Origin of the sequence: Sulfitobacter sp. SBS6, from assembly GCF_048285585.1 — a bacterium.
In the GTDB taxonomy this organism is placed as follows: Bacteria; Pseudomonadota; Alphaproteobacteria; order Rhodobacterales; family Rhodobacteraceae; genus Sulfitobacter; species Sulfitobacter pontiacus.
Genome location: NZ_JBLWBA010000005.1, coordinates 703,116 through 728,181, shown reverse-complemented (window position 1 = coordinate 728,181; position 25,066 = coordinate 703,116). Strand labels below are relative to the sequence as shown.

At 61.8% G+C, this 25,066-nt stretch carries 23 protein-coding genes; 17 read left to right on the top strand and 6 right to left on the bottom strand.

Features of this window, described 5'->3' with window-relative positions:
• Positions 1-76: 76 nt before the first annotated feature.
• The gene (locus ACNQ62_RS06955) at positions 77-2,299 is read right to left on the bottom strand and encodes a hypothetical protein (RefSeq protein WP_418094489.1); all 2,223 of its coding nucleotides are present in this window, start codon (positions 2,297-2,299) and stop codon (positions 77-79) included.
• Positions 2,300-2,436: 137 nt separating this feature from the next.
• Here ACNQ62_RS06955 and ACNQ62_RS06950 point away from each other — a divergent pair, with 137 nt between their 5' ends.
• Entirely contained in the window at positions 2,437-3,129 is a 693-nt protein-coding gene (locus ACNQ62_RS06950) for a thiamine diphosphokinase (protein ID WP_306285746.1), read from the top strand.
• On the opposite strand, the gene ACNQ62_RS06945 is transcribed toward ACNQ62_RS06950, so the two are convergent.
• Entirely contained in the window at positions 3,062-3,988 is a 927-nt protein-coding gene (locus tag ACNQ62_RS06945; RefSeq protein ID WP_418094703.1) for a DMT family transporter, read from the bottom strand. The two genes, ACNQ62_RS06950 and ACNQ62_RS06945, sit on opposite strands and share 68 nt — an antisense overlap.
• Positions 3,989-4,096: 108 nt before the next feature.
• Positions 4,097-5,512 carry a diguanylate cyclase domain-containing protein gene (locus ACNQ62_RS06940; protein WP_418094488.1) on the bottom strand — a complete coding sequence of 472 codons (1,416 nt, stop codon included), beginning with the start codon at positions 5,510-5,512 and terminating at the stop codon, positions 4,097-4,099.
• Between the two features lie 89 nt (positions 5,513-5,601).
• Here ACNQ62_RS06940 and ACNQ62_RS06935 point away from each other — a divergent pair, with 89 nt between their 5' ends.
• The 5 genes from ACNQ62_RS06935 (at position 5,602) to ACNQ62_RS06915 (ending at position 10,345) form a co-directional block, all read left to right on the top strand.
• Complete coding sequence (locus tag ACNQ62_RS06935; protein WP_009826578.1) at positions 5,602-5,895, top strand: DUF3572 domain-containing protein; 294 nt, start codon at positions 5,602-5,604, stop codon at positions 5,893-5,895.
• Positions 5,896-5,897: 2 nt separating this feature from the next.
• Positions 5,898-6,605 (top strand): HAD family hydrolase, encoded by a 708-nt coding sequence (locus tag ACNQ62_RS06930; protein WP_418094487.1) that lies wholly within the window; start codon positions 5,898-5,900, stop codon positions 6,603-6,605.
• A 118-nt stretch (positions 6,606-6,723) separates the two neighbouring features.
• Positions 6,724-7,320 carry a heme NO-binding domain-containing protein gene (locus tag ACNQ62_RS06925; RefSeq protein ID WP_260005339.1) on the top strand — a complete coding sequence of 199 codons (597 nt, stop codon included), beginning with the start codon at positions 6,724-6,726 and terminating at the stop codon, positions 7,318-7,320.
• Between the two features lie 44 nt (positions 7,321-7,364).
• A complete protein-coding gene (locus tag ACNQ62_RS06920) occupies positions 7,365-8,366 on the top strand; it encodes a diguanylate cyclase domain-containing protein (protein ID WP_418094702.1) in 1,002 nt (333 codons plus the stop codon).
• Positions 8,367-8,596: 230 nt separating this feature from the next.
• Positions 8,597-10,345 (top strand): sugar phosphorylase, encoded by a 1,749-nt coding sequence (locus ACNQ62_RS06915; RefSeq protein ID WP_418094486.1) that lies wholly within the window; start codon positions 8,597-8,599, stop codon positions 10,343-10,345.
• 24 nt (positions 10,346-10,369) lie between these two features.
• Here ACNQ62_RS06915 and ACNQ62_RS06910 read toward each other — a convergent pair whose 3' ends face one another.
• Positions 10,370-11,590: a glycosyl transferase gene (locus tag ACNQ62_RS06910; RefSeq protein WP_418094485.1), complete on the bottom strand. Its 1,221-nt coding sequence runs from the start codon at positions 11,588-11,590 to the stop codon at positions 10,370-10,372.
• Positions 11,591-11,603: 13 nt separating this feature from the next.
• On the bottom strand, positions 11,604-12,389 hold the full coding sequence (locus ACNQ62_RS06905; protein WP_184582549.1) for an HAD-IIB family hydrolase: 786 nt from the start codon (positions 12,387-12,389) through the stop codon (positions 11,604-11,606).
• Between the two features lie 361 nt (positions 12,390-12,750).
• On the opposite strand from ACNQ62_RS06905, the gene ACNQ62_RS06900 reads away from it, so the two are divergent.
• The 7 genes from ACNQ62_RS06900 (at position 12,751) to ACNQ62_RS06870 (ending at position 20,061) form a co-directional block, all read left to right on the top strand.
• Positions 12,751-13,341 carry a helix-turn-helix domain-containing protein gene (locus ACNQ62_RS06900; RefSeq protein WP_005852495.1) on the top strand — a complete coding sequence of 197 codons (591 nt, stop codon included), beginning with the start codon at positions 12,751-12,753 and terminating at the stop codon, positions 13,339-13,341.
• Positions 13,342-13,411: 70 nt separating this feature from the next.
• Positions 13,412-15,001, top strand: coding sequence for an ABC transporter substrate-binding protein (locus tag ACNQ62_RS06895; RefSeq protein WP_064216036.1), 1,590 nt, complete (start codon positions 13,412-13,414; stop codon positions 14,999-15,001).
• A 93-nt stretch (positions 15,002-15,094) separates the two neighbouring features.
• A complete protein-coding gene (locus ACNQ62_RS06890) occupies positions 15,095-16,204 on the top strand; it encodes a M24 family metallopeptidase (protein WP_064216035.1) in 1,110 nt (369 codons plus the stop codon).
• Positions 16,198-17,205: an ABC transporter permease subunit gene (locus tag ACNQ62_RS06885; RefSeq protein ID WP_005852501.1), complete on the top strand. Its 1,008-nt coding sequence runs from the start codon at positions 16,198-16,200 to the stop codon at positions 17,203-17,205. The genes ACNQ62_RS06890 and ACNQ62_RS06885 overlap by 7 nt, the downstream gene beginning before the upstream one ends.
• 1 nt (position 17,206) lies before the next feature.
• Positions 17,207-18,112, top strand: a complete 906-nt coding sequence (locus ACNQ62_RS06880; protein ID WP_005852503.1) for an ABC transporter permease subunit — start codon at positions 17,207-17,209, stop codon at positions 18,110-18,112.
• A gap of 3 nt (positions 18,113-18,115) precedes the next feature.
• The gene (locus ACNQ62_RS06875; protein ID WP_005852505.1) at positions 18,116-19,093 is read left to right on the top strand and encodes an ABC transporter ATP-binding protein; all 978 of its coding nucleotides are present in this window, start codon (positions 18,116-18,118) and stop codon (positions 19,091-19,093) included.
• The gene (locus ACNQ62_RS06870; RefSeq protein WP_005852507.1) at positions 19,090-20,061 is read left to right on the top strand and encodes an ABC transporter ATP-binding protein; all 972 of its coding nucleotides are present in this window, start codon (positions 19,090-19,092) and stop codon (positions 20,059-20,061) included. Before ACNQ62_RS06875 ends, ACNQ62_RS06870 begins: the two co-directional genes overlap by 4 nt.
• 37 nt (positions 20,062-20,098) lie before the next feature.
• Here the strand turns inward: ACNQ62_RS06870 and ACNQ62_RS06865 are convergent, their stop codons facing one another.
• Entirely contained in the window at positions 20,099-20,986 is an 888-nt protein-coding gene (locus ACNQ62_RS06865) for a 2-dehydro-3-deoxygalactonokinase (RefSeq protein ID WP_418094484.1), read from the bottom strand.
• Positions 20,987-21,158: 172 nt separating this feature from the next.
• Here ACNQ62_RS06865 and ACNQ62_RS06860 point away from each other — a divergent pair, with 172 nt between their 5' ends.
• The 4 genes from ACNQ62_RS06860 (at position 21,159) to ACNQ62_RS06845 (ending at position 25,048) form a co-directional block, all read left to right on the top strand.
• Positions 21,159-22,082, top strand: a complete 924-nt coding sequence (locus ACNQ62_RS06860) for a choline ABC transporter substrate-binding protein (protein ID WP_005852512.1) — start codon at positions 21,159-21,161, stop codon at positions 22,080-22,082.
• 84 nt (positions 22,083-22,166) lie between these two features.
• Positions 22,167-23,000: a choline ABC transporter permease subunit gene (gene choW / locus ACNQ62_RS06855; protein ID WP_009826591.1), complete on the top strand. Its 834-nt coding sequence runs from the start codon at positions 22,167-22,169 to the stop codon at positions 22,998-23,000.
• Between the two features lie 8 nt (positions 23,001-23,008).
• Entirely contained in the window at positions 23,009-24,037 is a 1,029-nt protein-coding gene (gene choV / locus ACNQ62_RS06850) for a choline ABC transporter ATP-binding protein (protein WP_418094483.1), read from the top strand.
• Between the two features lie 69 nt (positions 24,038-24,106).
• Complete coding sequence (locus ACNQ62_RS06845; protein ID WP_418094482.1) at positions 24,107-25,048, top strand: DMT family transporter; 942 nt, start codon at positions 24,107-24,109, stop codon at positions 25,046-25,048.
• The last annotated feature ends 18 nt before the right edge of the window (positions 25,049-25,066 follow it).

Below are 25,066 nucleotides of genomic sequence, written 5' to 3'. Positions count from 1 at the left end.
GCTGATCACAATTATCGCATAAAAAAACGGCCCCCTCGGGGGCCGTTTTTCGTTTCGGTTATCCTGTCTTGCCCGCTTAGCCAGCGGCGCGTGCATCCGGCTGGAACCCGATCTGTTCGGAGGCCTTGAAGCGGCCACCTTCCAGCTTTTGCAGCTTGCCGGTGCGCAGCAGCTGACCGAAGGAGCGTAGACCTTCCTCGCGGCTGAAATCCTCGGCACCGCCTTGGCGTACGGTGTTCATCAACTGCGGACGCGAGAAATCGTCCATGCCTTCGACAAAGGCCATATAGGCCGCGGCGGCCTCCAGCAGGTCGGGAAGCTGAGTCGCGCCCATTTCTTCGGCGAACTCGGCAAAGCCACCGGCTTGCGGCACCGGCGCGGGGGCCACTGCGGCCACGCGGCGGGGGCGTACGGGGGCCACATTGCGCGGCTGGTCCGTGTCGATCCGCTGTGCCGCTACCAGTTTCAGCGGGGCAGGGCGCGGTTCGGCGGGGCGTTCGGTGCGGGCCGTGGTTGACGCGGGGCGGCGCGGTTTGACCACCTCGGCCAGATCGCTGCGGTAGGCGTTGTTTTCGCGTTCCGCAGCATCGGGCGCACCAAGGGCCATATCGGCCTTTTTCGCGGCCACGGCGGCGCGCAGATGGGTGATCGCGTCGCGGCGTGTAGCGGCTTCGGGTTCGTCCATCTGGTTGTCGGTTTCCGCCAGCAGACGGTTCATATCCGGGCCGCTGTCCGCGTCGAGCGTTGGCAGGCTGCGGCGTTGCGGGGCGGCTTTGGGGGCTTCGGCTTCGGGCTCTGCCGCGGTCTCGGCTTGGACCTCGGCTTGTACCTCTTCGGCGTCATCCTCGGAAACATCAATGTCGAGGGTTTTTTCTTGGGCCCTGTCTTCCTGCGAGTCTTCTTTGGCTGTGTCTTCCTCGGCGGTCTCTTCTTCGGGCGCGTCGTCCTCATCGGCGACAGCTTCTTCGGCCTCCTCGGGCGCGTCGGTCAGTGTGTCGGCAGCGGCGGAGGACAATGTTGCCTCAAGCTCGGCCAGCTCGCGGGCCAGATCTTCTTCATCCTCGTCAGAGAGCGTCGATTCGGGGTCGCGCTGGATACGCAGGGCGGGTTTTTCAGGCTCTTCCAGAACCGCAGGCGCGTCTTCTTCGACCTCTTCCAGCTCGCCTTCGGCGATGGCGCGGTCGATGTCGGCGCGTTTGACCTTGAGCACACGACCACGGGGCGCTGTGTCTTCTTCGGCTTCACCGGTTTCGTCAGCGTCAACCTGCGCGGCTTCAGCCTCTTCGACCTCATCAGCCGCAACGTCTTCGTGCTGTTCTTCGGCCTCTTGTGCAGCGGTAACGTCTTCTTCAGCTTCGAGGTCGGAGGATTGTGCGATGTCTTCGACCGTATCGTCGGCGTCCAGCGCGCCCTGAATGTCGTTGATCGCGTTCGCGATGACATCGTCGGTGCTGTCTTCTGCGTCGGTTGTGTCCTCGTCGTCAAAGACCTGAGGCTGCGGCGCGGCGGGGGCGTCCTGATTGGCGACCACAGCCCGGATGCGCTGCAGTTTGGCCGCGATGCTATCCACGACAGGGGCCGCAACGGGCTGGATTTCGGCGTCTTGGTCGTCGACGGTCACCTCGTTGCGCGGGCTATCGGCGAAAAACGCTTCGACATCTTCGTCGGGTTGGCCGGGGACGATATCCACTTCGGGGGCCGAAGCCTCGGGGGCGGGGGCCGCAGAAGCAGGGGCCGCTTCGGCTTGCGTGGCTTCGGGCTTTGGCGCGGCAACATCACGGCTGACCACCTCGTCGCGCGGTGCGGCGGCTTCGGCCTGAGGCGCGGGTGCGGCCTCTGCCTCGGCAGATTTCAGCGCGTTGATGCGGTAGGCGTCATAATAGGCAGAGATTTCCTTGGGCCGGCGCGGCGCGAAGGAGGTCGACACCACCGACGGACCGGCAGCCGTGCTGCTGACCTGCGGCTGCGGTGCGGCAGGTGTCTTGGGGGTCTCGGCTGCTTCGGGCGCAGGGGCGGGCTGCGCTGGCGCTGCGGGTTCTTCCGGGGTCTGCGCGCTCAGGACGATCTGACCGTCCTGCTGGCGCGCTTCGACGCGGCGCGAAATTTCTTTCTGGGCGATATGGGCCAGCATCTCCGCATCGGGCTGTGCGGGTTCTGCACCGAAATACCGATCCTCCGACGACAGGTCGCGGAAATACTCTGCGATGGCCTTCATGGTGCCGAATGAATCGTCAAAGCCTTCCAACGTGCACGAGAAAGTGCCGTATGAGACCGTCAGAATTTTGTTGTTATTCATCATCGGATGGTCGTCCTCTGCCTATTTGCAGCTTACTGTTTACCATAAGGTTCAAGACCAATTCGGCTCGAATCTGTGCCCTGCAACGTATCATTTAATGTCAAAATTGCGGCATTGTTTCCAATTTGAGGTAAAACCGCGTGAAAACAACCATTGTGGCAAGCCGCAGCCCTGTCACCGTCATTGGGGGCGGGCAGCCCGGTCCGAACGACCTGAACGAGGCGTTGCAGCTTGCCCCGATGTGTGTGGCGGTCGATGGCGGGGCAAATCTGGCCCGCGACGCAGGCGTAGAGATCGCGGCGCTGGTGGGGGATTTCGATTCTGTCACGCCCGAGACCCTGTCGCAGATCCCGCCCGCGCGGCAGTTCAAACTGGCAGAGCAGGAAACCACCGATTTCGACAAGGCGCTGCGGTCGGTGGCCGCGCCGTTGATCGTGGCGGTGGGGTTTTCGGGCGGGCGCGTGGACCATCAGCTTGCCGCCCTGAGCTCTCTGGCGCGGCATCCGCACCAGCGTTGCCTGCTCATCGCCGGAGAGCAGGTGATTTTCCTCGCGCCGCCCCGGCTTGATCTGCCGACGCGGGCGGGGGATGTGGTGTCGATATACCCGCTGGCGGCGGTCCACGGGGAAAGCAGCGGGCTTGAGTGGCCGCTTGACGGGCTAGAGCTTTCGCCGCTGGGGCGGTTGGGGACATCGAACCGTGCGACGGGGCCCGCGACCCTTAGGGTCGATCGTCCCGCTGCGTTGGTGATGGTGCCCAGGGTGCTCATTCCGCAGGTTGCACAATCGCTGCTGCAGCCAGACGCCGCTGCGTGGCCCGCTCCCTCAGAATAATATAGAGACCGGCGGCCATGGTGATCCCCATTCCGAGCGCTGCCAGCGCATTGGGCAGATCGCCAAAGACGATCAACCCGACCAGCGTCGCCACGGGAATTTCGAGATATTGCATCGGTGCCAGCGTGGCCGAGGGGGCGTAGCGCAAGGACCATGTCATCAGCAGATGTGCCACACTGCCAAGGACGCCGATTGCGATCAGCAGCATCCAGGCGTTTGCATCAGGGACCTGCCACCCCAAGGCGGGCAGCGCAAGGGTTTGGCCCAGACCCAGCAAGGGCAGCAGGATCACCACCGCCATAAACCCGCTGATCGTTTGCAGGCTGATCGGGTCGGTGTGTTTCGCGATCTGCCGTGTCACCAGCATGAACAGCGCAAAGTTCAGCGCTACGCCAACGGGGAGCAATGCGGGCCAGCCCACCTCGGCAAAGCTGGGTTGCACCACCAGCAGTGTGCCGCAAAAGCCGACGATACAGGCGAGAAGCCGGCGGGTGCCGACCTCTTCCCCCAGCACGTATTTGCCGAGCAGAAGCATAAAGAAGGGCATGACAAAGATAATCGCCACCGCATCGGCCAGCGGCAGGTATTTCAGCGCGGTGAACATCATCGCGATCCCGATGACATGCAGCACTGTGCGCACAAAGGCGAGCCACAGCGTGCGGCCCCGCATCGCCAGCGGCCTGCCCGTCAGCAGCACCAGCGGCAGCAAGATCAGCAACTGCACGGCAAATCGGATAAACACGACCTGACCCAGCGGCACGGACGACCCCAGCAGTTTCGCAATCGCATCACCCACAGGGGCAACGATGCAAAAGCCAAGCATCATGGCAATACCGGTCATCGGTTTATCGGGCAGCATGGCAAAGCCTTTGTCGTGGATCATGGGGATACGCCCCGGACGTGCAAGCGTATCGCGGCGAGAGTGGCGGCATTTTTCCGGCTTTGCAACCGTGGGGAGAGGATGATTTCACGCCGCTGACCTGATCAGACCGACGCGATCGCGCCCTCGGTGTTTCGCACTGTATAAAGCTTGATCCGCGCGGTCGATCAGCTCTGCCGCAATGGCCGAGGCATCAAGTGGGGCGGGGAAGGCGTCGCTGGTTTCAGGCTGTGCGGTACATAGCCCGATGCTGATCGTGGCATGGATAGGCTGCGCGCTGGCGGGGATGGTAAATGGCGTCGTGCGGTAGGCTTCGCATATGCGTTTGGCCATCCGGGTGGCCTCTGCCTCTGTGATGCCCGGGAGGATGAGCAAAAATTCCTCCCCTCCGATGCGGGCGGCAACGTCGAGCGGACGCAGACATGATTTCAACCGGCGTGCCGTTTCGACCAACACAGCGTCCCCCGAGGCATGGCCGAAAGCGTCATTCACGCGTTTGAAGTGGTCTATGTCTGCCAGCATCACGGCCGGCGGTATCCCTTTGCGGCGGGTGCGCACGGCCAGCCGCGCGACCTCTGACAGGACGTGACGGCGGTTGTAGATTCCTGTCAGCGGATCAAACACCGCTTCGCGCAGGCGTGTATCGACATCACGCCGGATCGTGTCACCCTGCTGTTTGCGCGCTAGGAGCCCGGTCAGCCGCAGCGAAAGTTCGTCGATATCAAAGCCATGCTGCATCAGATCGTCGGCCCCGAGATCCAGCGCATGGGCGGCACCGGCGGGGTGGGGGCGCGATTGCAGCACAAGAATGCCGCAGTGCCGCGTCGTCGTATTCGCCCGCAGGGTCGAGATCAGGCGCAGTTGTGCCTCGTCGCGCGTTTCGACACCGGTCAGGGTCAGGATGAAGACATCGGGCAGCGCGTCCTGCCTAATACCGGTCAACGCGTCGCGGATGGTCGTCTGGCTGACAGCCCCCCTCAGGCGTTTGCGTAGCTGGGTGACATGCACCTGTGTCTCTGCCTTGTCATGGCTGACGATCTGGAACGTGCCCGGGCGGGTGAAGGTGGCGGCGGTTTCTTCCAGCCCGAGCGGGGGGCACATCGCGTCGCGCATGGCCGTGTGGCTGGCCCCGTGGCCCGCGCGTATCATGCTGCGCACCCGTCCCAGAAAGAGCTTGTCGCAGACAGGTTTGACCATCGCTTCCTGTGCGCCATTCGCCAGCAGGTGCAAACACAGCGCCGTGCCACCGCCATCGGCCAAGGCAAAGACAGGTATCCGTGACGTCCGCGGCGACCCCGCGAGCATGGTGCATAGGGCCGTCGCATCCTGCCCGTCCAGATGATGCGCCGTGATGACCAGATCAGGCCCCGACCGGCGCGAGATGTCGACCGCCTGGGCCACGGTGGACGCCTGCCATACCTCGTAGGAGGCGGACATGAGTTTGGTTTTCAACGCGATGCGGTTGGTCGCAACCGTATCCACAATCAGGACTTTACCGGGCACTTGTCTTCATTCTCCACTCACGTGTAACTGGCTTAAGCGCCCTTTGTTGCCGTGATTGGTTAACAAAGGGTTTCGTTTGAGAAACCGTGATGGAAATTAATATGATGAAGCAAGATGCCGCCGAGACGGTCGCCCTGCAGGCATTGGCCTGGCTGGCCGCGAACGAAGACCTGATGCCCACCTTTATGGGATCAACGGGCGCATCTGCCGAAGATCTGCGCACGCAGGCCGGTGATCCGGTGTTTCTTGGCGCAGTGCTGGATTTCATCATGATGGATGACGCCTGGGTCACGGCGTTTTGTGATACGGTGAACATCCCTTACGATCGTATCATGCAAGCCCGTCAGTCGCTTCCGGGTGGCGCGCAGATGAATTGGACCTGAAAATGATCAAAGCGCTGCTGTTCGACAAAGACGGAACCCTGTTCGACTTCGCCGCCACATGGGAGGCATGGGCCAATGCTTTTCTGACCCGGATCAGCAACGGAGACGGAGAGAGAGCGGCTTTGCTGGGGCAGCAGATCGGCTTTGATTACGGGACGCAGAGATTCTCGCCCGACAGTATCGTTATTGCGGGCACACCGGGGGAGGTCGTAGATGCGCTGGCCCCCCATGTGGCCGAGATGGCGAAGACGGATCTCTTGGACCTGCTGAACCACGAGGCCGAAAACGCCCCTCAGGCAGAGGCGGTGCCGCTGGTTGCCTTGCTAGAGGCGTTCAAGGCACGCGGGCTGGTGCTTGGCGTCGCCACCAATGACGCCGAGGCGCCCGCCCGCGCGCATTTGGGCGGCGCGGGGGTGACCGGGTATTTTGACTTTATCGCCGGTTTCGATAGCGGCCACGGTGCAAAGCCCACGCCCGGGCAGCTCTTGGCGTTTGCCAAAGCCGTGGGGGTGGACCCGTCGGAAGTCGCGATGATCGGGGATAGCCTGCACGATATGGCGGCGGGCCGTGCGGCGGGTATGGCCTGCGTTGCGGTGCTGACGGGGCTGGCCACACGTCAGGACCTAGAAGGGGCCGCCGATGTGGTGCTGCCCGACATCGGCCATCTGCCCGCGTGGCTGGACGTGCAGAGGCATGACCCGCAGGGCTGACAGCTAGTTTGCATTTGAGACAAAACCAAAGCGCATTCCGCCGCGTCGGAGGTTTAGCCTTCGGTCTTTGTTAACTCTCCTCCGCCATCTTCCCCGTGAAACGGCGGAAAGGGGCGCGATGCACGGGCTGATCAACCATACGATCCAACGGTTCGTGCTGGATAGCTTTGGCCACCGTGTCTGGGCGCAGGTCGCCCTGCGCGCCGATCTTTGCGCCGTGATGGGCACGGCGGATTTTGAACCGATGCTTACCTATGACGATGCCATCACGCCGCGGGTTATCAACCGCCTGTCTGCCGTGATGAAACGCGCGATCCCCGATCTTCTGGAAGATCTGGGTGCATGGCTTGTGTCCAACCCCGACCGCGAAGGCGTGCGGCGCTTGCTGCGCTTTGGCGGCGACGATTTTGAAGAGTTCTTGTATTCGCTCAACGACTTGCCCGAACGTGCCACCCTCGCCGTGGAGGACCTGCAACTGCCCCAGATGGAGGTCGCGCAGCTTGATGACTGGCGCTTTACGCTCACCTGTCGCGGGAAAGTGCAAGGCTTTGGCTATGTGATGATGGGCGTGATGCGGGTGATTGCGGATGATTATGGCACATTGGCCCTGCTCGATTGCAAAGCCGCCCCACCGGAGGGGGAGGTGATTACCGTCACGATTATTGACCGGCACTACGCGCAGGGGCGCAGCTTTGATCTGGGTGCACGCGGGTGACAGGTGGGGCAGCTTATGAGGCGGCATTGGATGTGCTATGCCCGATGCATGTGATCGTGCAGTCCTGCGGACGTATCCGGCATGTGGGCCCCACCATCCACAAACTACGCCATCGTGGCACTTGGATCGGGAGCAATTTTTTCGGCCAGTTTGTCATGCGCCGACCCAATATGGCCGACAGTATTGCGCAAATCCGCCCGATGGCGGGGCGCAAGCTGCATCTGGCGTTGCATGACCGGCCCGAGCAGATTTTTAAGGGGGTTCTGGTCCCGCTGCCTTGTGGCACCGAACAGATGGAAGGCTTGGAAACCGACTGTCTGATAAACCTGTCATTCGGGATATCGATCCTGAACGGCGTCCGCACCCATCGCCTGAGCAATGCCGATTTCGCGCCGACCGACCTCGCGGTCGAGATGCTTTATCTGATGGAGGCAAAGTCGGCGGCGATGGCGGCATCGCGTGCGCTGAACCAGAAGCTTGAGGTCGCAAAGATCGCGGCGGAGGAGCAAGCGTTTACCGATACGCTGACTGGCTTGAAAAACCGGCGCGCGATGGATCACGTGCTGTCTCGGCTTATCGCGGGGAACAAGGGGTTTGCCGTGATGCAGATCGATCTGGATTACTTCAAGGCGGTGAACGATAGCCTGGGCCATGCGGCGGGGGATCACGTGTTGCAAACCGCGGCCCGGATCATGGTAGAAGCAACAAGGGACATCGACACCGTCGCCCGCGTCGGCGGTGACGAATTTACCCTGCTGCTGCCTGGCGTTGCCGGCAGCGCGCATCTGGCACAGGTCGCCGAACGGATTATCACGCGACTGGAACAGCCGATCAAATTTGATGGCGCGGCGTGCCAAATCTCTGCCAGCATCGGCAGCATATGGGTCAAAGCGGGGCAGGACGCCGTGGCCGAAGATGTCCTGTCGGACGCCGATGCGTCGCTTTACCGCTCTAAGCAAGCTGGGCGTGCGCGGCACACGGTGCACGGTGAAACTGTGTCAGACGCCATGCAGAAGGGGAGGGAGAAACCACACGCGCTGCAGTAGATGACGGCGGGCGCTGGGCGTGCTGGCTTTGGTACGCGTCATAATTGCGGGGCCTTTAGATCTGCGGGCGTTCAATCTGCGCAATGCTTCAAGATTGTGCAGATTGCCTCAAAACGCGCCGCAGGGGTCAGCGGCGCCAGGATTATGGGGGCACCGCTTTTGGCTGCTCGTCACACGCGCGCGCCTGCGTTAGGGTTTTGGGAAAGGATATTCAGGCAAGGCAGGACATCATGACGGACAGTGCCCGTTCTCTCGGCTCTCGGCTCAGCGCGGTGTTGGCAGAGGTCTATCCCGATCTGGATGCCGACATCCTTTCCAGCATGGTGCTTGATGCCTTCTGGCCCGAGGGGACAACCCGCCGCAAAAGAGGCCGGATTGCCGGCAATACGCTTTGGTCGGAACGTGACGCGCTGCTGATCACCTATGGCAACTCAATCGTGGACGGGGCGCATAAGCCGCTGGATTTGTTGAACGACTTCTTGCACCGCTACCTGCGCGGTACATTGAACAGCGTGCATATTCTGCCGTTCTTCCCTTATACCTCTGACGACGGGTTTGCCGTGTCCGATTTTCGCGCGGTGAACCCGCAGCTTGGGGATTGGCCTGATATCAACCGCATCGCCGCCGATTTCACGCTGATGTCCGATCTGGTGCTGAACCATGTGTCGAGCCAGGGGAACTGGTTCAACGCCTACCGTCAGGGGCAGGCCCCCTATGACAAGTTCTTTTTCGAAGCCTCGCCGCAGGATGATCTGCGCGAGGTGGTGCGCCCGCGCACGACGCCGCTGTTGCAAGAGGTAGAAACCTCAAGCGGCCCGCGCCACGTCTGGTGCACTTTCAGCCATGACCAGATCGACCTTGATTTCCGCAACCCCGAGGTGCTGCTTGAGTTTTTGCGGATCATCCGCCTGCATGTGGATAATGGCGTGCAGATCATCCGGCTGGATGCGGTGGCGTTCTTGTGGAAGCAGATCGGCACCCCGTCGATCCACCTGCCGCAAACCCATGCCATTATCCGGCTGATGCGTTTGCTGTGCGACTATGCGCCGGAAAAGATCATCCTGCTGACCGAAACCAATGTGCCCAAGGCCGAAAACCTCAGCTATTTCGGGGCAGGGGACGAGGCTCATGCGATCTATAATTTCCCGCTGCCGCCGCTGATCTTGCATGCGATGATGTCGGGCAATGGGGCGCATCTGCGGCGCTGGCAACGTACGATGCCGCCGGCCCCCATGGGTTGCGCCTATCTGAACTTTACCGCCAGTCACGACGGGATCGGCATGCGCCCCGCCGAAGGGTTGTTGCCCGAGGATGAAAAACAACAGGTCATTGATACGGTGCTACAGGTCGGCGGGTTGGTATCGATGCGCAGCCTGCCCGACGGCGGGCAAAGCCCGTACGAGCTGAACACGACCTTTTACGATGCGCTGTCGCGGACGTTTAAGGGCGAGGATGACCATCATCATGCACGGTTCATCTGTTCGCAGACCATCGTCATGTCGCTGGAGGGGATACCCGCCTTCTACATCCACGCCATGCTGGCGACGCCCAATGATCACGCGCAGGTCGAACATCGCGGGATGAGCCGCGCGATCAACCGACACCGATGGGATTATCCGAGCTTGCGCGACCGGCTGGCCGATGCGTCCAGCGCGCAGGCGCGCGTTTTGGGCGATCTTTCGGCGCGGCTAAAGGTGCGACAGAAACAAAAGGCGTTTCACCCCAACGCGACGCAATTCACCGTGAACCTGCAAGATGACCGCGTGTTCGGCGTGTGGCGCCAAAGTCTGGACCGCAAACAGTCGATCTTTGCGCTGCACAACGTCAGCGACGCCTCTGTCGGGATTTCGGCGGCGGCACTGAACCTGATCGAGGATCAACCGTGGCAGGACCTGATCAGCGGTGATTTGATTGACGCCAGCGCGGATCACATCACGCTGGGCCCCTATCAATGCATGTGGATCACCAACCGGTTCTGACCCCGCCGCCCACGCGGCCCTCAGCTAGTTGTATTCGGCGTCATCCGCTGCGGCGGCCTCGCGCAGATTGGCAAGGAACTCGGGCGCGGCGGCGTGGACGCGGTTCCACGTGGGGATAAAGGGGGTCTCGTGCGGGTTATCGAGAAAGAAGTGTCCCGCCCGCATAATATTCTCGGTAAAGAGCTCGATCGCGCGTTCTTCCTTATGGCGGTCGATGCTCAGCCCGTTCATTTTGGCGTCGTTGTAATAGGCATCCAGCAGGTCGAGCGCGCAGCGATAATAGGTCGCCTTGAGCGTGCGAAAGACATTGGGCGTGAACACCGTGCCGTCTGCCGCCAGCTTGCGGAAAATCGCCTTGCAGATGTCGGTGGACATGCGGTTCAACCCCGCATCGGCGTCGGCCTCGCTCAGAGCTTGGTGCTTGTGGTCATAGTCGTCGGCGATTTCGACCTGACAGACGGATTTCGGGGCGAGGTTGCGCCATGCCTCTGAGAGCACGCCGATCTCCAGCCCCCAGTCGGAGGGGATGCGCAGATCGGGCAAGATATTGGTGCGCATGGCAAATTCACCCGAGAGCGGATAGCGGAAGGCGCGCAGGTAATCGATATAGTCTCGGTCGCCCACGACCTTTTTCAGCGCGATCAGCAGCGGGCTGACCAGCAGCCGCGTGACCCGTCCGTTCAGCTTGTCGCTGCCTACCCGCGCGTAATATCCTTTGGCGACCTGATAGGGGAAATTCGCATTGGCGACAGGATAGATCAGCCGCGCCAGCAGGTCGTTGGTATAGGTCACGATATCGCAATCATGGATCGCCATCACCGCACTGTCCTGACAGGCGATCAGATAGCCGAGCGAGGACCAGACGTTCTTGCCCTTGCCTTGTTCGGCGGGGGCGAGGCCCATGTCTTTGAGCTGCGCGCCAAGCGCCAGCATCCGCGGGCTGTCGTTCCAGATCACGATGTGGTTCTGGTTAAGGCCCTTGAAGAACTCTTTCGCATGGCGGAACTGTGCCTCGTCCGCGCGGTCCAGACCGATGATGATGCGGTGCAGATAGGTGACCTTGGACAGCTCGGCCAGAATGCGGGGCATCGCCTCGGTCTCTAGCTCGGAGTAGAGACAAGGCAGGATCAGCGCCATTTTGCGGGTCTGGGCAAACGTCTCAAGCTCGTAGGTCATTTCGTCCAGCGAGCGGGTGCGCAGATTGTGCAGGGTCGCGATATTCCCGTTTTGATGAAAATCAGCCATGCTTTGTCATTCCTTAGTTCAGGTTAAGCCGCGCGATCAGGTCCAGCACGGCACCGTTCCATCCGGCAGGGCCGGGGAGCGTGGTGCGGGTGATCCTGCCGATGTCCTCACCGGGCAGCGGGGGCAGTGGGTCGCGGTGCGGGTTGGCGACAATGACGCCAAAGTCGGCTGCTTGCAGCATCTCTATGTCATTGGGGGCATCGCCAAGCGCCAGCGTATGGCGCGGCGCAAAGGCGTCGGTCAGCGCGGCCATCTGGTCGGCTTTGGTGCGCCCGTAGGAGAGGGTCAGAAACCGCCCCCCTTCGCGGGCATGGATACCGTGATCGTGCAGGGCGTCGATAAATGCGCCGCGCAACTCGGCGCTGCCCGACCAGATGCCGGGTTCGGAAAAGGCCCGCTCTGCCGCGTTTGCGGCGTCATTATGCGACAGGCCGGTGATCTGTGCGATCTGTGCCACGGTCATATCGCCGAACCCGCAAAACGGGTCGCGCAGCTCCGCAGGCAGGCTGTCGAGCGCGTGGCGCAGGCGCACGTAACTGTCCGTTTTGGGCATGTCGGTGCTGTCGGGCGGTAAAATGCCGGCGCCGTTTTCAATGATCGCGGGGCAGTGATCCCATGCCAGTTCGGCGCGAATCTCTGCGATCTCGGGCGCGGTTTTCGAGCTCGCCAACACCACTGCGGCCCCGATATTGCGCAATGTATCCAAGGCCGGTGTGGCCGCATCCCAGCGATAGGAACTATGTGACAGCAACGTGCCATCAAGGTCGGTAAACACCAGCAGGGGTAAAGACATAGCCATAGATCAAGCGTGTGGTGCGGGATCGATTGTTGCAACTGGGCACAGGTGTTCATCGCGCGGTTTGCATTGTTTTTCTAGCTTTTGCCTAAAAAATGTGCAGAAACTGGACTGCGTGGATGCGCACGTATAAATAGAATCACATGGACGCTTTCGGGGGGAGGGTGCGGTGTAAAAGAGGTCAGGTGACGTCGCGACCAAGGGCTCTGTTTTCACTCTGACAATAATTTTTATTGTTGACGTAAACAAAGTTGCGCGACAGTCTGAGCGCCAAGATACGCCAAAGCGTGCTTCGGGGGATTATTTGTCAACAACTGCGATACAGGCGGCGGCGCTTTCGCCGCCAGAGGGATTAGGCGACCGCATGCGGATGCAGCGTCATCGGATGGCGATGACATTGCAGCAGCTGTCGTCGGCCTCCGGTGTGTCGGTGGGCTATCTGAGCCAGGTGGAACGTGGCAACGCGACACCGACGCTTGGCACGCTGAGCCAGATCGCTGCCGCGCTTGACGTTGATGCGGATTTTTTCGTGCGGACCCCGCGCACGGTCGACAGCCTGACCCGCGGTGCCGCACGGCCCCGTTTCGCGGTGGCAGGATCGTCGATTGAATATGAACAGATCGGTGCCGAACGCGCGGGCCACGAGATGACATCCTATGTGATGAACGTGCCGCCCGGCTATGAATCCGAAACGGTGACCCATGTTGGCGAAGAGATCATCTATATCCTCGAGGGTGAGATCTCGCAGATGGTTGGCGAACGGGAGTATCTGATGACGGCGGGCGACAGCCTGCATTATCTGGGTACAACGCCCCATTGCTGGGCCAACAGAACAGACCGGCAGGCCCGCATCTTATGGGTCGGTCGCATGAAATACGATAAGTCCGGGGAAATCGGACAGAGTGAGGCCGCGCCGGCAGAGAGCTCGCGCGAAATGTTACCCCTCAGGCGTTAACCCTATCGCCCTCATCGGCCCAGAGAGGCCGTGGGGAGATAACACTTTACCAACTAGGAGAGTAAATCGAATGTCTTTCAAGAAAATCATGGCCACGGGCCTGCTGCTGAGCACGCTTGGCGTTGCAGCGCAGGCGCAGTCGCTGGTCTATTGCTCGGAAGGGTCGCCAGAAGGCTTTGACCCGGCCCTGTACACCGCAGGCACGACCTTTGATGCGTCCAGCCACCCGATCTACAACCGCTTGGCGGAATTCAAGGTCGGCACCACCGAAACCATTCCCGCGCTGGCCGAAAGCTGGGACGTGTCCGAAGACGGCAAGACCGTAACGTTCAAGCTGCGCAAAGGCGTCAAGTTTCACAGCAACGCCCAGTTCACGCCCACACGCGATTTTAACGCCGATGACGTGATCTTTAGCTTTGACCGTCAGGGCAACGCCGACAACCCCTACAACCAAGTATCGGGTGGCACCTGGGAATACTACGGTGCGATGTCGATGCCTGATCTGATCGAAAGCATCGAAAAGGTTGACGATTACACCGTTCAGTTCAACCTGACCCGCGCCGAAGCGCCGATCATTGCCAACATGGCGATGGACTTTGCCTCGATCGTGTCCAAGGAATATGCCGACGCGATGCTGGAAGCCGGCACGCCGGAAATGCTGAACCAGGCACCTATCGGTACCGGCCCGTTCACCTTCCAAGCCTACCAGAAAGACGCCGTGATCCGTTACGTGCGCAACGACGAATACTGGGGTGACCCGGCGAAAGTCGAAGCGTTGATCTTTGCGATCACACCGGACGCCTCCGTGCGCTACCAGAAGGTACAAGCGGGCGAATGCCACGTCATGGCCTATCCGAACCCTGCGGACGTGCAGGCGATGAAAGACGCCGAAGATGTCGTCGTGATGGAGCAAGAGGGCCTGAACGTGGGCTATCTGGCGTACAACACGCAGATGCCTCCGTTCGACAACGCCAATGTGCGTAAAGCCTTGAACATGGCGATCGACAAGCAAGCGATCATCGACGTGGTGTTCCAGGGCTCCGGCGAAATCGCCAAGAACCCGCTGCCGCCGACAATGTGGTCCTATAACGACGCGATCGAGGACGACAAATACGATCCGGAAGCCGCGAAAGCCGCGCTGGAAGCCGAAGGCGTATCCGACCTGACGCTGAAAATCTGGGCGATGCCGGTCCAGCGTCCCTATAACCCCAATGCCCGCCGTATGGCCGAGCTGATGCAGGAAGACTTCTCGAAGGTCGGTGTCGACGTAGAGATCGTGTCCTACGAATGGGGTGAATACCTTGAGCGTTCCAAAGCGAAAGACCGCGATGGTGCCGTTCTGCTGGGTTGGACAGGTGACAACGGTGACCCCGACAACTTCCTCGCGGTTCTGCTGGGCTGTGACGGCGTAGAGAAATCCAACCGCGCACAATGGTGCAACGAGGAATTCGACGCGCTGGTTCAGGAAGCCAAGGTTCTGCCAACACAAGAAGAGCGTGCGCCGCTGTATGAAAAAGCGCAGGAAATCTTCAAGGACCAAGCCCCTTGGGCCACCATCGCGCATTCGGTTGTTTACATGCCAATGCGTCCCGAAGTTGAAAACTATGTTGTGCACCCGCTGGGTGGCCACATCTTCAACCAGGTTGGCCTGTCGCAATAACAGCGATGACAAAGCAATGGGGACGGTGCATGTCGCGCCGTCCCTTCCTTTATTCTAGGCCCCGGCCACGTTAACGAAAGGCGCAAGCCCCCCGTGTCAAAGAACCTCTCTCAACGTCTTGCCGACTATGCCGCTGTGGCCGCCGATCTGGGCGTCGATGCCGTGGCGCTGGTGCCCGGGCCCAATTTCTCGCGCGCTGTCGGCCAAAGCTTCATGAGCCACGAACGCCCCTTTGTTCTGGTGATCCCTGCGGATAAACCTGCGGCGGTGCTCTTGCCGAACCTTGAACTGGGCAGCTGGGACACGGTCGGCTTTGACGGCGCGGTGTTTGATTGGCGCGACCAGACCGGCTATGCCGATGCTTTTGCCGCGCTGACGCAGCATTTGGGGATCTCGTCGCTGGCGGTCGAAGGGCAGGTGATGCGCGTGTTCGTGCACCATGCGTTCAAAGATGCACAGCCCGATCTGACCATCACCGATGCAGAGCGCGAAATCTCTGCCCTGCGGATGATCAAAACCCCCGAGGATATCGCCGCCCTGCGCGCGGCGATCGGCATTTCCGAACGCGCCCTCCAGCGCACGCTGGACAGCGTCAAGCTGGGCCAGAGCGAGAAGCAGATCGAACAGACGCTGGTGCAGGCGCTTTTTGCGGAAGGGGCGGATGACCTGTCCTTTGGGCCCATCGTGGCCGCCGCGGATGGCTCGGCCCGCCCCCATGCCCATGCGCGCGAGGATTACGCGGTCAAGGCGGGCGATGCGCTGCTGCTGGACTTTGGCGCGCGCAAGAACGGCTTTGCCGCCGACATCACCCGCACCGTTTTTCTGGATCACGTCACCGACGAGGGGCGCGATGTCTATGACACCGTGCTGCGCGCCAATATGGCAGGGCTTGCCGTGACGCGCGCGGGGGTGACCGCGCATGACATCGACGATGCCGTGATCTCTGTGCTGGAAGCCTCGCCCTATGGGGACCGCATCCGCACCAAGACCGGCCACGGTCTGGGCCGCGAGGTCCATGAGGCCCCCTATATCATGCGGGGCAACCACATGACTTTACCCGCCGGAACGGTTTACACCAATGAACCCGGCCTCTACGAGATCGGAAATTTCGGCGTGCGCATCGAGGATGACGTGCTGATTACCGACGACGGCTATGAAACGCTGACCAACTTCCCCAAAGAGCTGATGGTGATAAAATGCTGAACTATGTTCTGGGACGACTGCTGACGTTCATCCCGACTTTCATCGGGGTGACGCTGATCTCCTTCGGGTTCATCCGCGCGCTGCCGGGCGACCCCATCCAGGTTATGGCGGGCGAGCGCGGCATCTCTGATGAACGCTATGCCCAACTGGCCAAACAATTCGGCTATGACCAGCCGATCTATGTGCAATTCTGGGATTATCTGACCGGCGTGCTTCAGGGCGATCTGGGCAATAGCTTTGTCACCAAGCGCCCGGTGTTCGACGAATTCTTTACGCTCTTCCCAGCCACGCTTGAGCTGGCGGTCTGCGCGATGATCTTTGCCATCGCCCTTGGCCTTCCGGCGGGGGTGATTGCGGCGGTGAACCGGGGCAAGTTCTTTGACCGGGCGCTGATGTCCACGGCGCTGGTGGGCTATTCGATGCCGATCTTCTGGTGGGCGCTGCTGCTGATCATCGTCTTTTCGGGCAACCTGCAATGGACGCCTGTGTCGGGGCGGATTGATCTGCTGTATTACTTCCCCAACCCCACCGGCTTTATGCTGATTGACAGTCTGGCGTCGGGTCAGAAGGGGGCGTTCCTGTCAGCGGTGCGCCATCTGGTTCTGCCAACGATCGTGCTGGGGACAATCCCCCTGGCCGTGATCGCACGCCAGACGCGGTCGGCCATGCTGGAGGTTCTGGGCGAGGATTACATCCGCACCGCCCGCGCCAAGGGCATGTCTCCGGGGCGGATCAACGGCATCCACGCCCTGCGCAACGCCCTGATCCCCGTGATCACCGTGATTGGTCTGTCGGTCGGCACATTGCTGGCCGGTGCGATCCTGACCGAAACCATCTTTAGCTGGCCGGGCATCGGCAAGTGGATGGTCGATAGTATTTTCCGCCGCGATTACCCCGTGGTTCAGGGCGGGCTGCTGCTGATTGCTGTGATGGTGATGGTCGTGAACCTGACCGTCGACATGCTTTACGGCGTCATCAACCCCAAAATCAGAAAGCGATAACATGGACGACGCACTCTCTGCCGAAGCCGCAATGGTCCAGGAACGTCCGGGCCGCTTGCGCGAATTCTGGTTCTACTTCCGCGAAAACCGCGGCGCTGTCATCGGGCTGTGGATCTTTGCGGTCTTTGCCTTTCTGGCCCTGTTCGGCCCGTGGGTCGCCCCCCATGACGCGACAGAGCAATTCCGCGCCGCCACCCTACAGCCCCCCGCGTGGCAAGAGGGCGGCAGCTGGACCCATATCCTGGGTACCGATCCGCTCGGGCGCGATATGCTGTCGCGTCTGATTGTGGGCGCGCGTTATTCCTTCTTTGTGGGGGTCGTCGTTGTCTCTATCGCGGCGACCGGCGGGATCATCATCGGTCTGATCGCGGGCTTTGCGCCTAAATGGGTCGATAGCATCATCATGCGTGTCATGGATATCGTGCTGGCGTTCCCGTCCCTGCTGCTGGCGTTGGTGCTGGTGGCGATCCTCGGGCCGTCGCTGACCAACGCAATGATCGCCATCGCGATTGTGTTGCAGCCCCACTATGTGCGCCTGACCCGCGCCAGCGTGCTGTCGGAACGTCAAAAGGATTACGTGACCTCGGCCCGCGTGGCAGGGGCAGGGATCTTCCGGCTGATGTTTGTCACCGTGCTGCCCAACTGCCTTGCGCCGATCATCGTGCAGGCCGCGCTGTCATTCTCGACCGCGATCCTTGATGCCGCGGCCTTGGGCTTTCTGGGGATGGGGGCGCAGCCGCCCACACCTGAATGGGGCACGATGCTGGCCGAAGCACGCGAGTTCATCCTGCGCGCCTGGTGGGTCGTGACCTTCCCCGGCGTGGCGATCCTTGTGACCGTGCTGGCGATCAACCTCATGGGTGACGGCCTGCGCGACGCGCTTGATCCGAAACTGAAACGGAGCTGAGCCATGACACTTTTGCGTATCAGAAACCTAAGCGTTGATTTCGCCACGGCCTCGGGCAAGTTCCGGGCGGTGGACGGCGTCGACCAAGACGTGAACGAAAGCGAGATCCTCGCGATTGTGGGGGAAAGCGGGTCGGGTAAATCCGTGTCGATGCTGGCGCTGATGGGGCTGCTGCCCTGGACCGCCACCGTCACCGCGGACGAGCTGACCTTTGACGGGCACAACCTGCTGACAATGGACGCCAAGGCGCGCCGCAAGATCGTCGGCAATGATCTGGCGATGATCTTTCAGGAGCCGATGTCATCGCTCAACCCCTGTTTCACCGTGGGCTGGCAAATCCGCGAGGCCCTGCGGGTGCATCTTGGCATGGGCCGCCGCGAACGTCAGAAACGCGCGATCGAGCTGTTTGAACAGGTCGGCATCCCCGATCCCGAAAAGCGCCTGTCGGCCTTCCCGCACCAGATGTCGGGCGGGATGAACCAGCGGGTGATGATCGCGATGGCGATTGCCTGCAAGCCCAAGCTGCTGATCGCCGATGAACCTACCACGGCGCTCGACGTGACCATTCAGGCACAGATCCTTGATCTGCTCGCGTCCCTGCGCGAGGAAACGGGCATGGGGCTGGTGTTGATCACGCACGACATGGGTGTGGTTGCGGAAACCGCCGAACGGGTCAGCGTGCAATATGCCGGCCAGAAGATCGAAGAGCAGCCGGTGATCCCGCTGTTTGACGCGCCGCACCACCCCTATACCTCGGCACTGCTGGATGCGCTGCCAGAACGGGCGACGGAAAAGCGGCTGCCGACCATTCCGGGCGTGGTGCCGGGGCAATTCGACCGCCCCGCAGGATGCCTGTTTTCGCCACGCTGCAAATTCGCCAACGCCAAATGCAAGTCCGAAGCGCCGCCCGCCTTGGGCGCTGATCTGGGCTATGCGCGTTGTTTCTACCCCTTGAACACAGACGAAAGGGTCGCATCATGACCGCACCTGTGATGACTGCAACGGCGCTAGAGCGTCACTATGAAGTCGGCGGCGGGCTGTTTCGCAAGCCGCGTACGCTCAAGGCCGTGGGCGGGCTCGATTTCGCGCTCTATCCGGGCAAAACGCTGGCCGTCGTAGGCGAAAGCGGCTGCGGGAAATCGACCTTGGCGCGGATGGTCACGATGATCGAAGACCCGACCGCCGGATCGCTGACACTGGATGGCAAACCCGTGGTCCGCGAAGACTGGGCATCGCTGCGCAAATCGGTGCAGATCGTGTTCCAAGACCCCTATGGCTCGCTCAACCCGCGCCAGCGGATCGGCGCGATCCTCGAGGAACCTCTCAAGATCAACCGCCCCGACATGAGCAGCAAGGAGCGTACCGCCAAAGCGCGCGAGATGCTCGGGCTGGTGGGCTTGCGGCCTGAACATTTTGACCGCTATCCGCATATGTTTTCCGGCGGGCAACGCCAGCGGATCGCGATTGCGCGGGCGTTGATGCTGGACCCCAAAGTGCTGGTGCTGGACGAGCCTGTGTCCGCGCTGGACCTGTCGATCCAGAGCTCGGTGTTGAACCTGTTGGTCGATCTGCAGGAACGTCTGCAACTGGCCTATCTGTTCATCTCCCATGATCTGAGCGTTGTGCGTCACGTGGCGGATGAGGTGATCGTGATGTATCTGGGGCGCGCGGTCGAACGCGGCAGCCGCGATGATGTATTCGGTGCGCCGTTCCACCCCTATGCCAAGGCGCTGCTGTCGGCCACGCCCCAAGCGGACCCGCGCGGCGCGAAAGAGCGGATCAAGCTGCAAGGCGAACTGCCATCTCCACTGGCGATCCCCGATGGCTGCCCCTTTGCGCCACGGTGCTGGAAAGTGCGCGACAAATGCCGCGCCATGCGGCCAGAACTGCCGCAGGGGCATCATGCCGCGGCGTGTTTCTTTCCTGAAAACGGTGGCACCCCGGCCTAGGGCCGGGGACGTCTTCGCTTATCGCGCGCGCGTCAGATCAACTCGCGCTTGCGTCGGCGCAAAGCTGTAGCCCGGCGCGCACATGGTCGCGGCGCGAGACGTGGCTGGCCGTCAGACCCTGGGCGGCAAGCCCGCGTGCATAGAGCGGGGCGAGGGGGCTGTCGGACAGGATGACCACCTCGCGGCCCAGCCAATAGGCGCGGGCACCGGCCAGCTCTAGCCCGATCAACAAACCCATCAACCGTGACCAGCCTGCGTCCGTCGTGGGGCCGTCGATTGTGGCTTGCGCCGAAATCTCGGCCAGTGCGGTGGCAAAGATTTGCGGGCGAGCCATGACATCATTCACGGCGGCGTCGAAAGTATCCTCATCCAACCCACCACCGAGAACCGCCTTGGATAGCGGGGCTGTAGCCGACAACTGCGTGGCCATCATGGGGGTGAGAAAACTTTGAAAACTGACGACCTCGCGGGCGCTGATGTGGGCCCATGTGGACTGCGCATCAAGGCAACAGATCACCCCGTCAAACTCGGGCGCTGCCTGAAGGTAGCCCGCAATCGCCGTCTCGGCCCCTTGCATGATCTGGGGCGGGCTGGCCTGTTTCAGGCCGGGCACCGCGCGCAGCTCCAGCCGCGGGTCATCAACCTCTAGGGAAAGCACCCCGCCCAAGGGCTCTGCCGGAACGGGGCGCAGGCTGCTGGCGGGCAGGGCGGGCAGCCCCGCGACGATCACCGGCAAACGCTGTTGGTCCGACAGATAGGGCGACAGCAAATCCGTAAGGGCCGCGACAAAGCCGTCTTCCGCAGGCAAGGCAGCGATCGGCCCGTCGGCCTGCGCCAGCACATCGCCGCGTGGATCATGCACCCACAGGTGCATATGCCCATCCGCGACATCGACCCCGATCCACGCGGGGCTTGCACCGCTCACGCGCGGGGGCCTGTTAAGAGGGGAATAGGAAAATAGGGGGTGCCGATCATGGGGTGTCTCCTTGCCTGAGCCGCGTCTTGCCGCGCGGTCGTGTAGAAATCGGGTTGCATCAAAGCGCGCAATCGCGCTCTATTACGCGATCAACAATAAACATAACGGGAGTTCCTCTGCCATGAAAGTTCTTGCAGCAACCACCGCGCTTACCCTGTCCCTTGCCAGCAGCCTTGCTGCCGCAAGCTGTGACGAGATCACCTTTTCCGACGTAGGTTGGACCGACATCACCGCGACCACTGCCGCGACCACCGTTGTGCTGGACGCTTTGGGCTATGAGACAGACGTGAAAATCCTTTCCGTTCCAGTGACCTACACGTCGATGGCCGCAGGCGATGTGGATGTGTTTCTTGGCAACTGGATGCCCACGATGGAGGCCGACATCGCCCCCTACCGTGAGGATGGCAGCGTTGACACAGTGCGCGCGAACCTGACTGGCGCGAAATACACGCTGGCCGTGAACAAAGCCGCCGCTGACATGGGGATCAAGAATTTTGCCGATATCGCCGCCAATGCAGATGCGCTGGACGGTCAGATCTACGGCATCGAGCCGGGCAATGACGGCAACCGCCTGATCCAGTCGATGATCGACGACAACGCCTTTGATCTGGCCGAGTTCGAGGTCAAGGAATCCTCGGAGCAGGGGATGCTGGCACAGGTCAAACGCCTGTCCGCCAAGGGCGAGCCTATCGTCTTCCTTGGTTGGGAACCGCACCCGATGAACGCGAACTTTGATCTGACCTATCTGGAAGGCGGGGACGATTTCTTTGGCCCCGATCTGGGCGGTGCGACCGTGCACACAAATACCCGCGCCGGTTTTGTCGAGGAATGCCCCAACGTGGGCAAGCTGCTGACCAATCTGGAATTCACCCTCGCTATGGAGAACGAGATTATGGGTGCCATTCTGGATGACGGCGAAGAGCCCCGCGATGCGGCGACAGCCTGGATCAAGGCGAACCCTGATGTGCTCGACACATGGCTGGACGGCGTGACCACCGTGGACGGTGGCGACGCGATGGCGGCCGCCAAGACCATCGTCGAGTAATCCACCCTTAGGATGTGAAAAGGGCCTGCCATCGGGCGGGCCCTTTTTGCCATCATCGCATGATACCAGCCTCCGGAGGTTCCCATGAACTGGCTCACCGATAACAAGATCCCGATTGATGACGCCGCAGAGGCGGTTTTTGATTGGCTGCTGATCAACGCCGGTTGGCTGTTCGACGGGCTGGCCGTCGCGATGGAGTGGTTGATTGACGCGATCCTCTGGGTGCTGCAAACGCCACATCCGCTGATCGTTATCGCTGTCTTTGGCGCGTTGACCTGGGCGATCCAGCGCAACTGGAAAACCCCGCTGCTGATCGTGTTGGGGTTTCTGTTCATTCTCAATCAGGATTACTGGGAAGAAACCACCGAAAGCCTGACGCTGGTGCTGTCGGCCTGTGTGGTCTGCATGGGCGTCGGCGTTCCCATCGGCATCGCCGCGGCGCATCGACCGCGCATGTACCGCTATATGGCACCCGTGCTGGACTTGATGCAGACGCTGCCCACCTTCGTTTATCTTATTCCCGCGATTGTCTTTTTCGGCATCGGCATGGTGCCGGGGCTGATCGCGACGGTGATCTTTGTCCTGCCTGCGCCGATCCGGTTGACGCAGCTTGGTATCGCGTCCACCCCCAAGGCGCTGCTTGAGGCCGCGCAGGCCTTTGGCGCGAAGCCCAGCCAGACCCTGTGGAAGATCGAACTGCCCTATGCGCTGCCTCAGATCATGACCGGTCTGAACCAGACGATCATGCTGTCGCTTTCGATGGTGGTGATCGCGGCCCTCGTGGGGGCGGATGGCCTTGGCGTGCCGGTGGTGCGCGCGCTTAATCAGGTGAACACGGGGCTTGGCTTTGAATCGGGGCTGATCATCGTCGTGGTCGCCATCATGCTGGACCGGATGCTACGGGTGACACGTAAATGAGCGATCAAATGACCAACCCCGCAAACGCCGTCGAATTCGACAATGTGTCCATCGTCTTTGGCCCGAAACCGGCCAAGGCGCTGCCCTTGATGGATGCCGGACAAGACCGCGCCGAAATCGAGGCCGAGACAGGGCAGATCCTCGGGGTGCATAACTGCACGCTTGACGTCAAACAGGGCGAGATCCTTGTGCTGATGGGCTTGTCCGGCTCTGGCAAATCCACCTTGCTGCGCGCGGTCAACGGGTTGAACCCGTTGGTGCGTGGATCGGTGCGGGTGCATGATGGCGACTGGAGCTGCGACGTCACCGCCAGCTCTGCCGCTGATCTGCGCCGCGTGCGCCGCGAATGTGTGTCGATGGTGTTCCAGCAGTTCGGATTGCTGCCGTGGCGCACGGTGCGCGACAACGTGGCGCTTGGGCTGGAACTGGCCGATGTCCCCAAACGCGAACGGCTTGAACGCGCAGAGGCGCAGCTTAGGCTTGTCGGGCTGGCCGATTGGGCTGACCGCAAGGTCAGCGAGCTGTCGGGCGGGATGCAGCAACGTGTGGGGCTGGCCCGCGCTTTTGCCACCGAAGCCCCGATCCTGCTGATGGACGAGCCTTTCTCGGCCCTTGATCCGCTGATCCGCACCCGCCTGCAGGACGAGCTGCTTGATCTGCAACGCGAGTTGAAACGCACGATCATCTTCGTCAGCCATGATCTGGACGAAGCTTTCAAGCTGGGCGGGCGCATCGCGATTATGGAGGGCGGGCGCATTGTGCAATGCGGCACCCCGCGCGAGATTTTTTCGAACCCCGCGTCGGACTATGTGGCGGAATTCGTGGCCAATATGAACCCGCTTGGCGTGCTGACGGCCCGCGATGTGATGGGCCCGCCCGCCGCGACATCGGACGGGGCCGTCGCCGCCGAGACGCCGGTCTCGGAACTGATTGGCAAGATCGGCGATGATGCGCAGGCGATCCGCGTGGTCGAGGACGGAGAGACGATCGGCACCGTTACCGCAGGCAGTATCGTATCGCGCTTGCAGTCCGAATGATGCTTTGACCTCAGGCGCTTGGCGGGTCATCACTACGCCACAGGACCGCGCAGCGCAGGGGATGGCAGGATGACGGATCAGGAAAGCTCGGGCCGCCAGAGCAATGCGCTTGGCGTGGCGGGCGTGCTTTTTGCGGGCATTGTCTGGGGCACCACCGGCACCGCCGCGACCTTTGCCCCTGACGTGAGTGCTGCGGCGATCGGTGCCGCGGCGATGGGGATCGGCGGCATCGGGCAGGCGCTGCTGGCGCTGCGGGGCATCGCCCATGCGCGTGCGCAGCTTTGGCAGCAGCGCGGGTTGCTGCTGCTGGGGGCTTTGGCGGTGATGATCTATCCGCTGGCGTTCTATGGCTCCATGCGGTTGGCGGGGGTGACCATCGGGACCGTCGTCACCATCGGCACCGCGCCCCTGTTTGCCGCGCTGATCGAATATGTGATGGAGCGATCCTTGCTGACCCTTCGGTGGAGCCTTGGTGCGCTGGCGGGCGTGGCGGGCATGGTGCTGATCTGTCTGGCCGAGGGCGGGCATGGGGCCGCGGGGGGCACCAATGTGCCGCTGGGGGTCGTGCTGGGTCTGCTCGGCGGGTTTACCTATGCGCTTTATAGCTGGACGGCGCGCGCGATGATGCTGCGCGGCCTGCGGTCTTCGGTGGCCATGGGTGCCACCTTTGGACTGGGCGGGCTGATGCTGATGCCTGTGCTGTTGGCGACCGGCGGCCCGCTGCTGGCCTCGTGGGGCAATGCGGCGGTCGGGCTTTATATGGCGTTTGTGCCGATGTTTCTGGGCTATATCTGTTTCGGCTACGGGCTGTCGCGGGTGCGGGCGAGTACCGCCACGACCCTGACGCTGATCGAGCCGGTGGTCGCAGCACTGCTGGCCGTTGTCGTGGTGGGCGAACGCTTGCCCCCCCTTGGTTGGGCCGGCGTGGGGCTGGTTGTGCTTTGCCTGCTGGTGCTGACGGTGCCCACGGGGCGGGGCGCGCAGCCAGTGGCTCCGATCCCGCCCAAGTAGTATCCGATTTGCCTGACG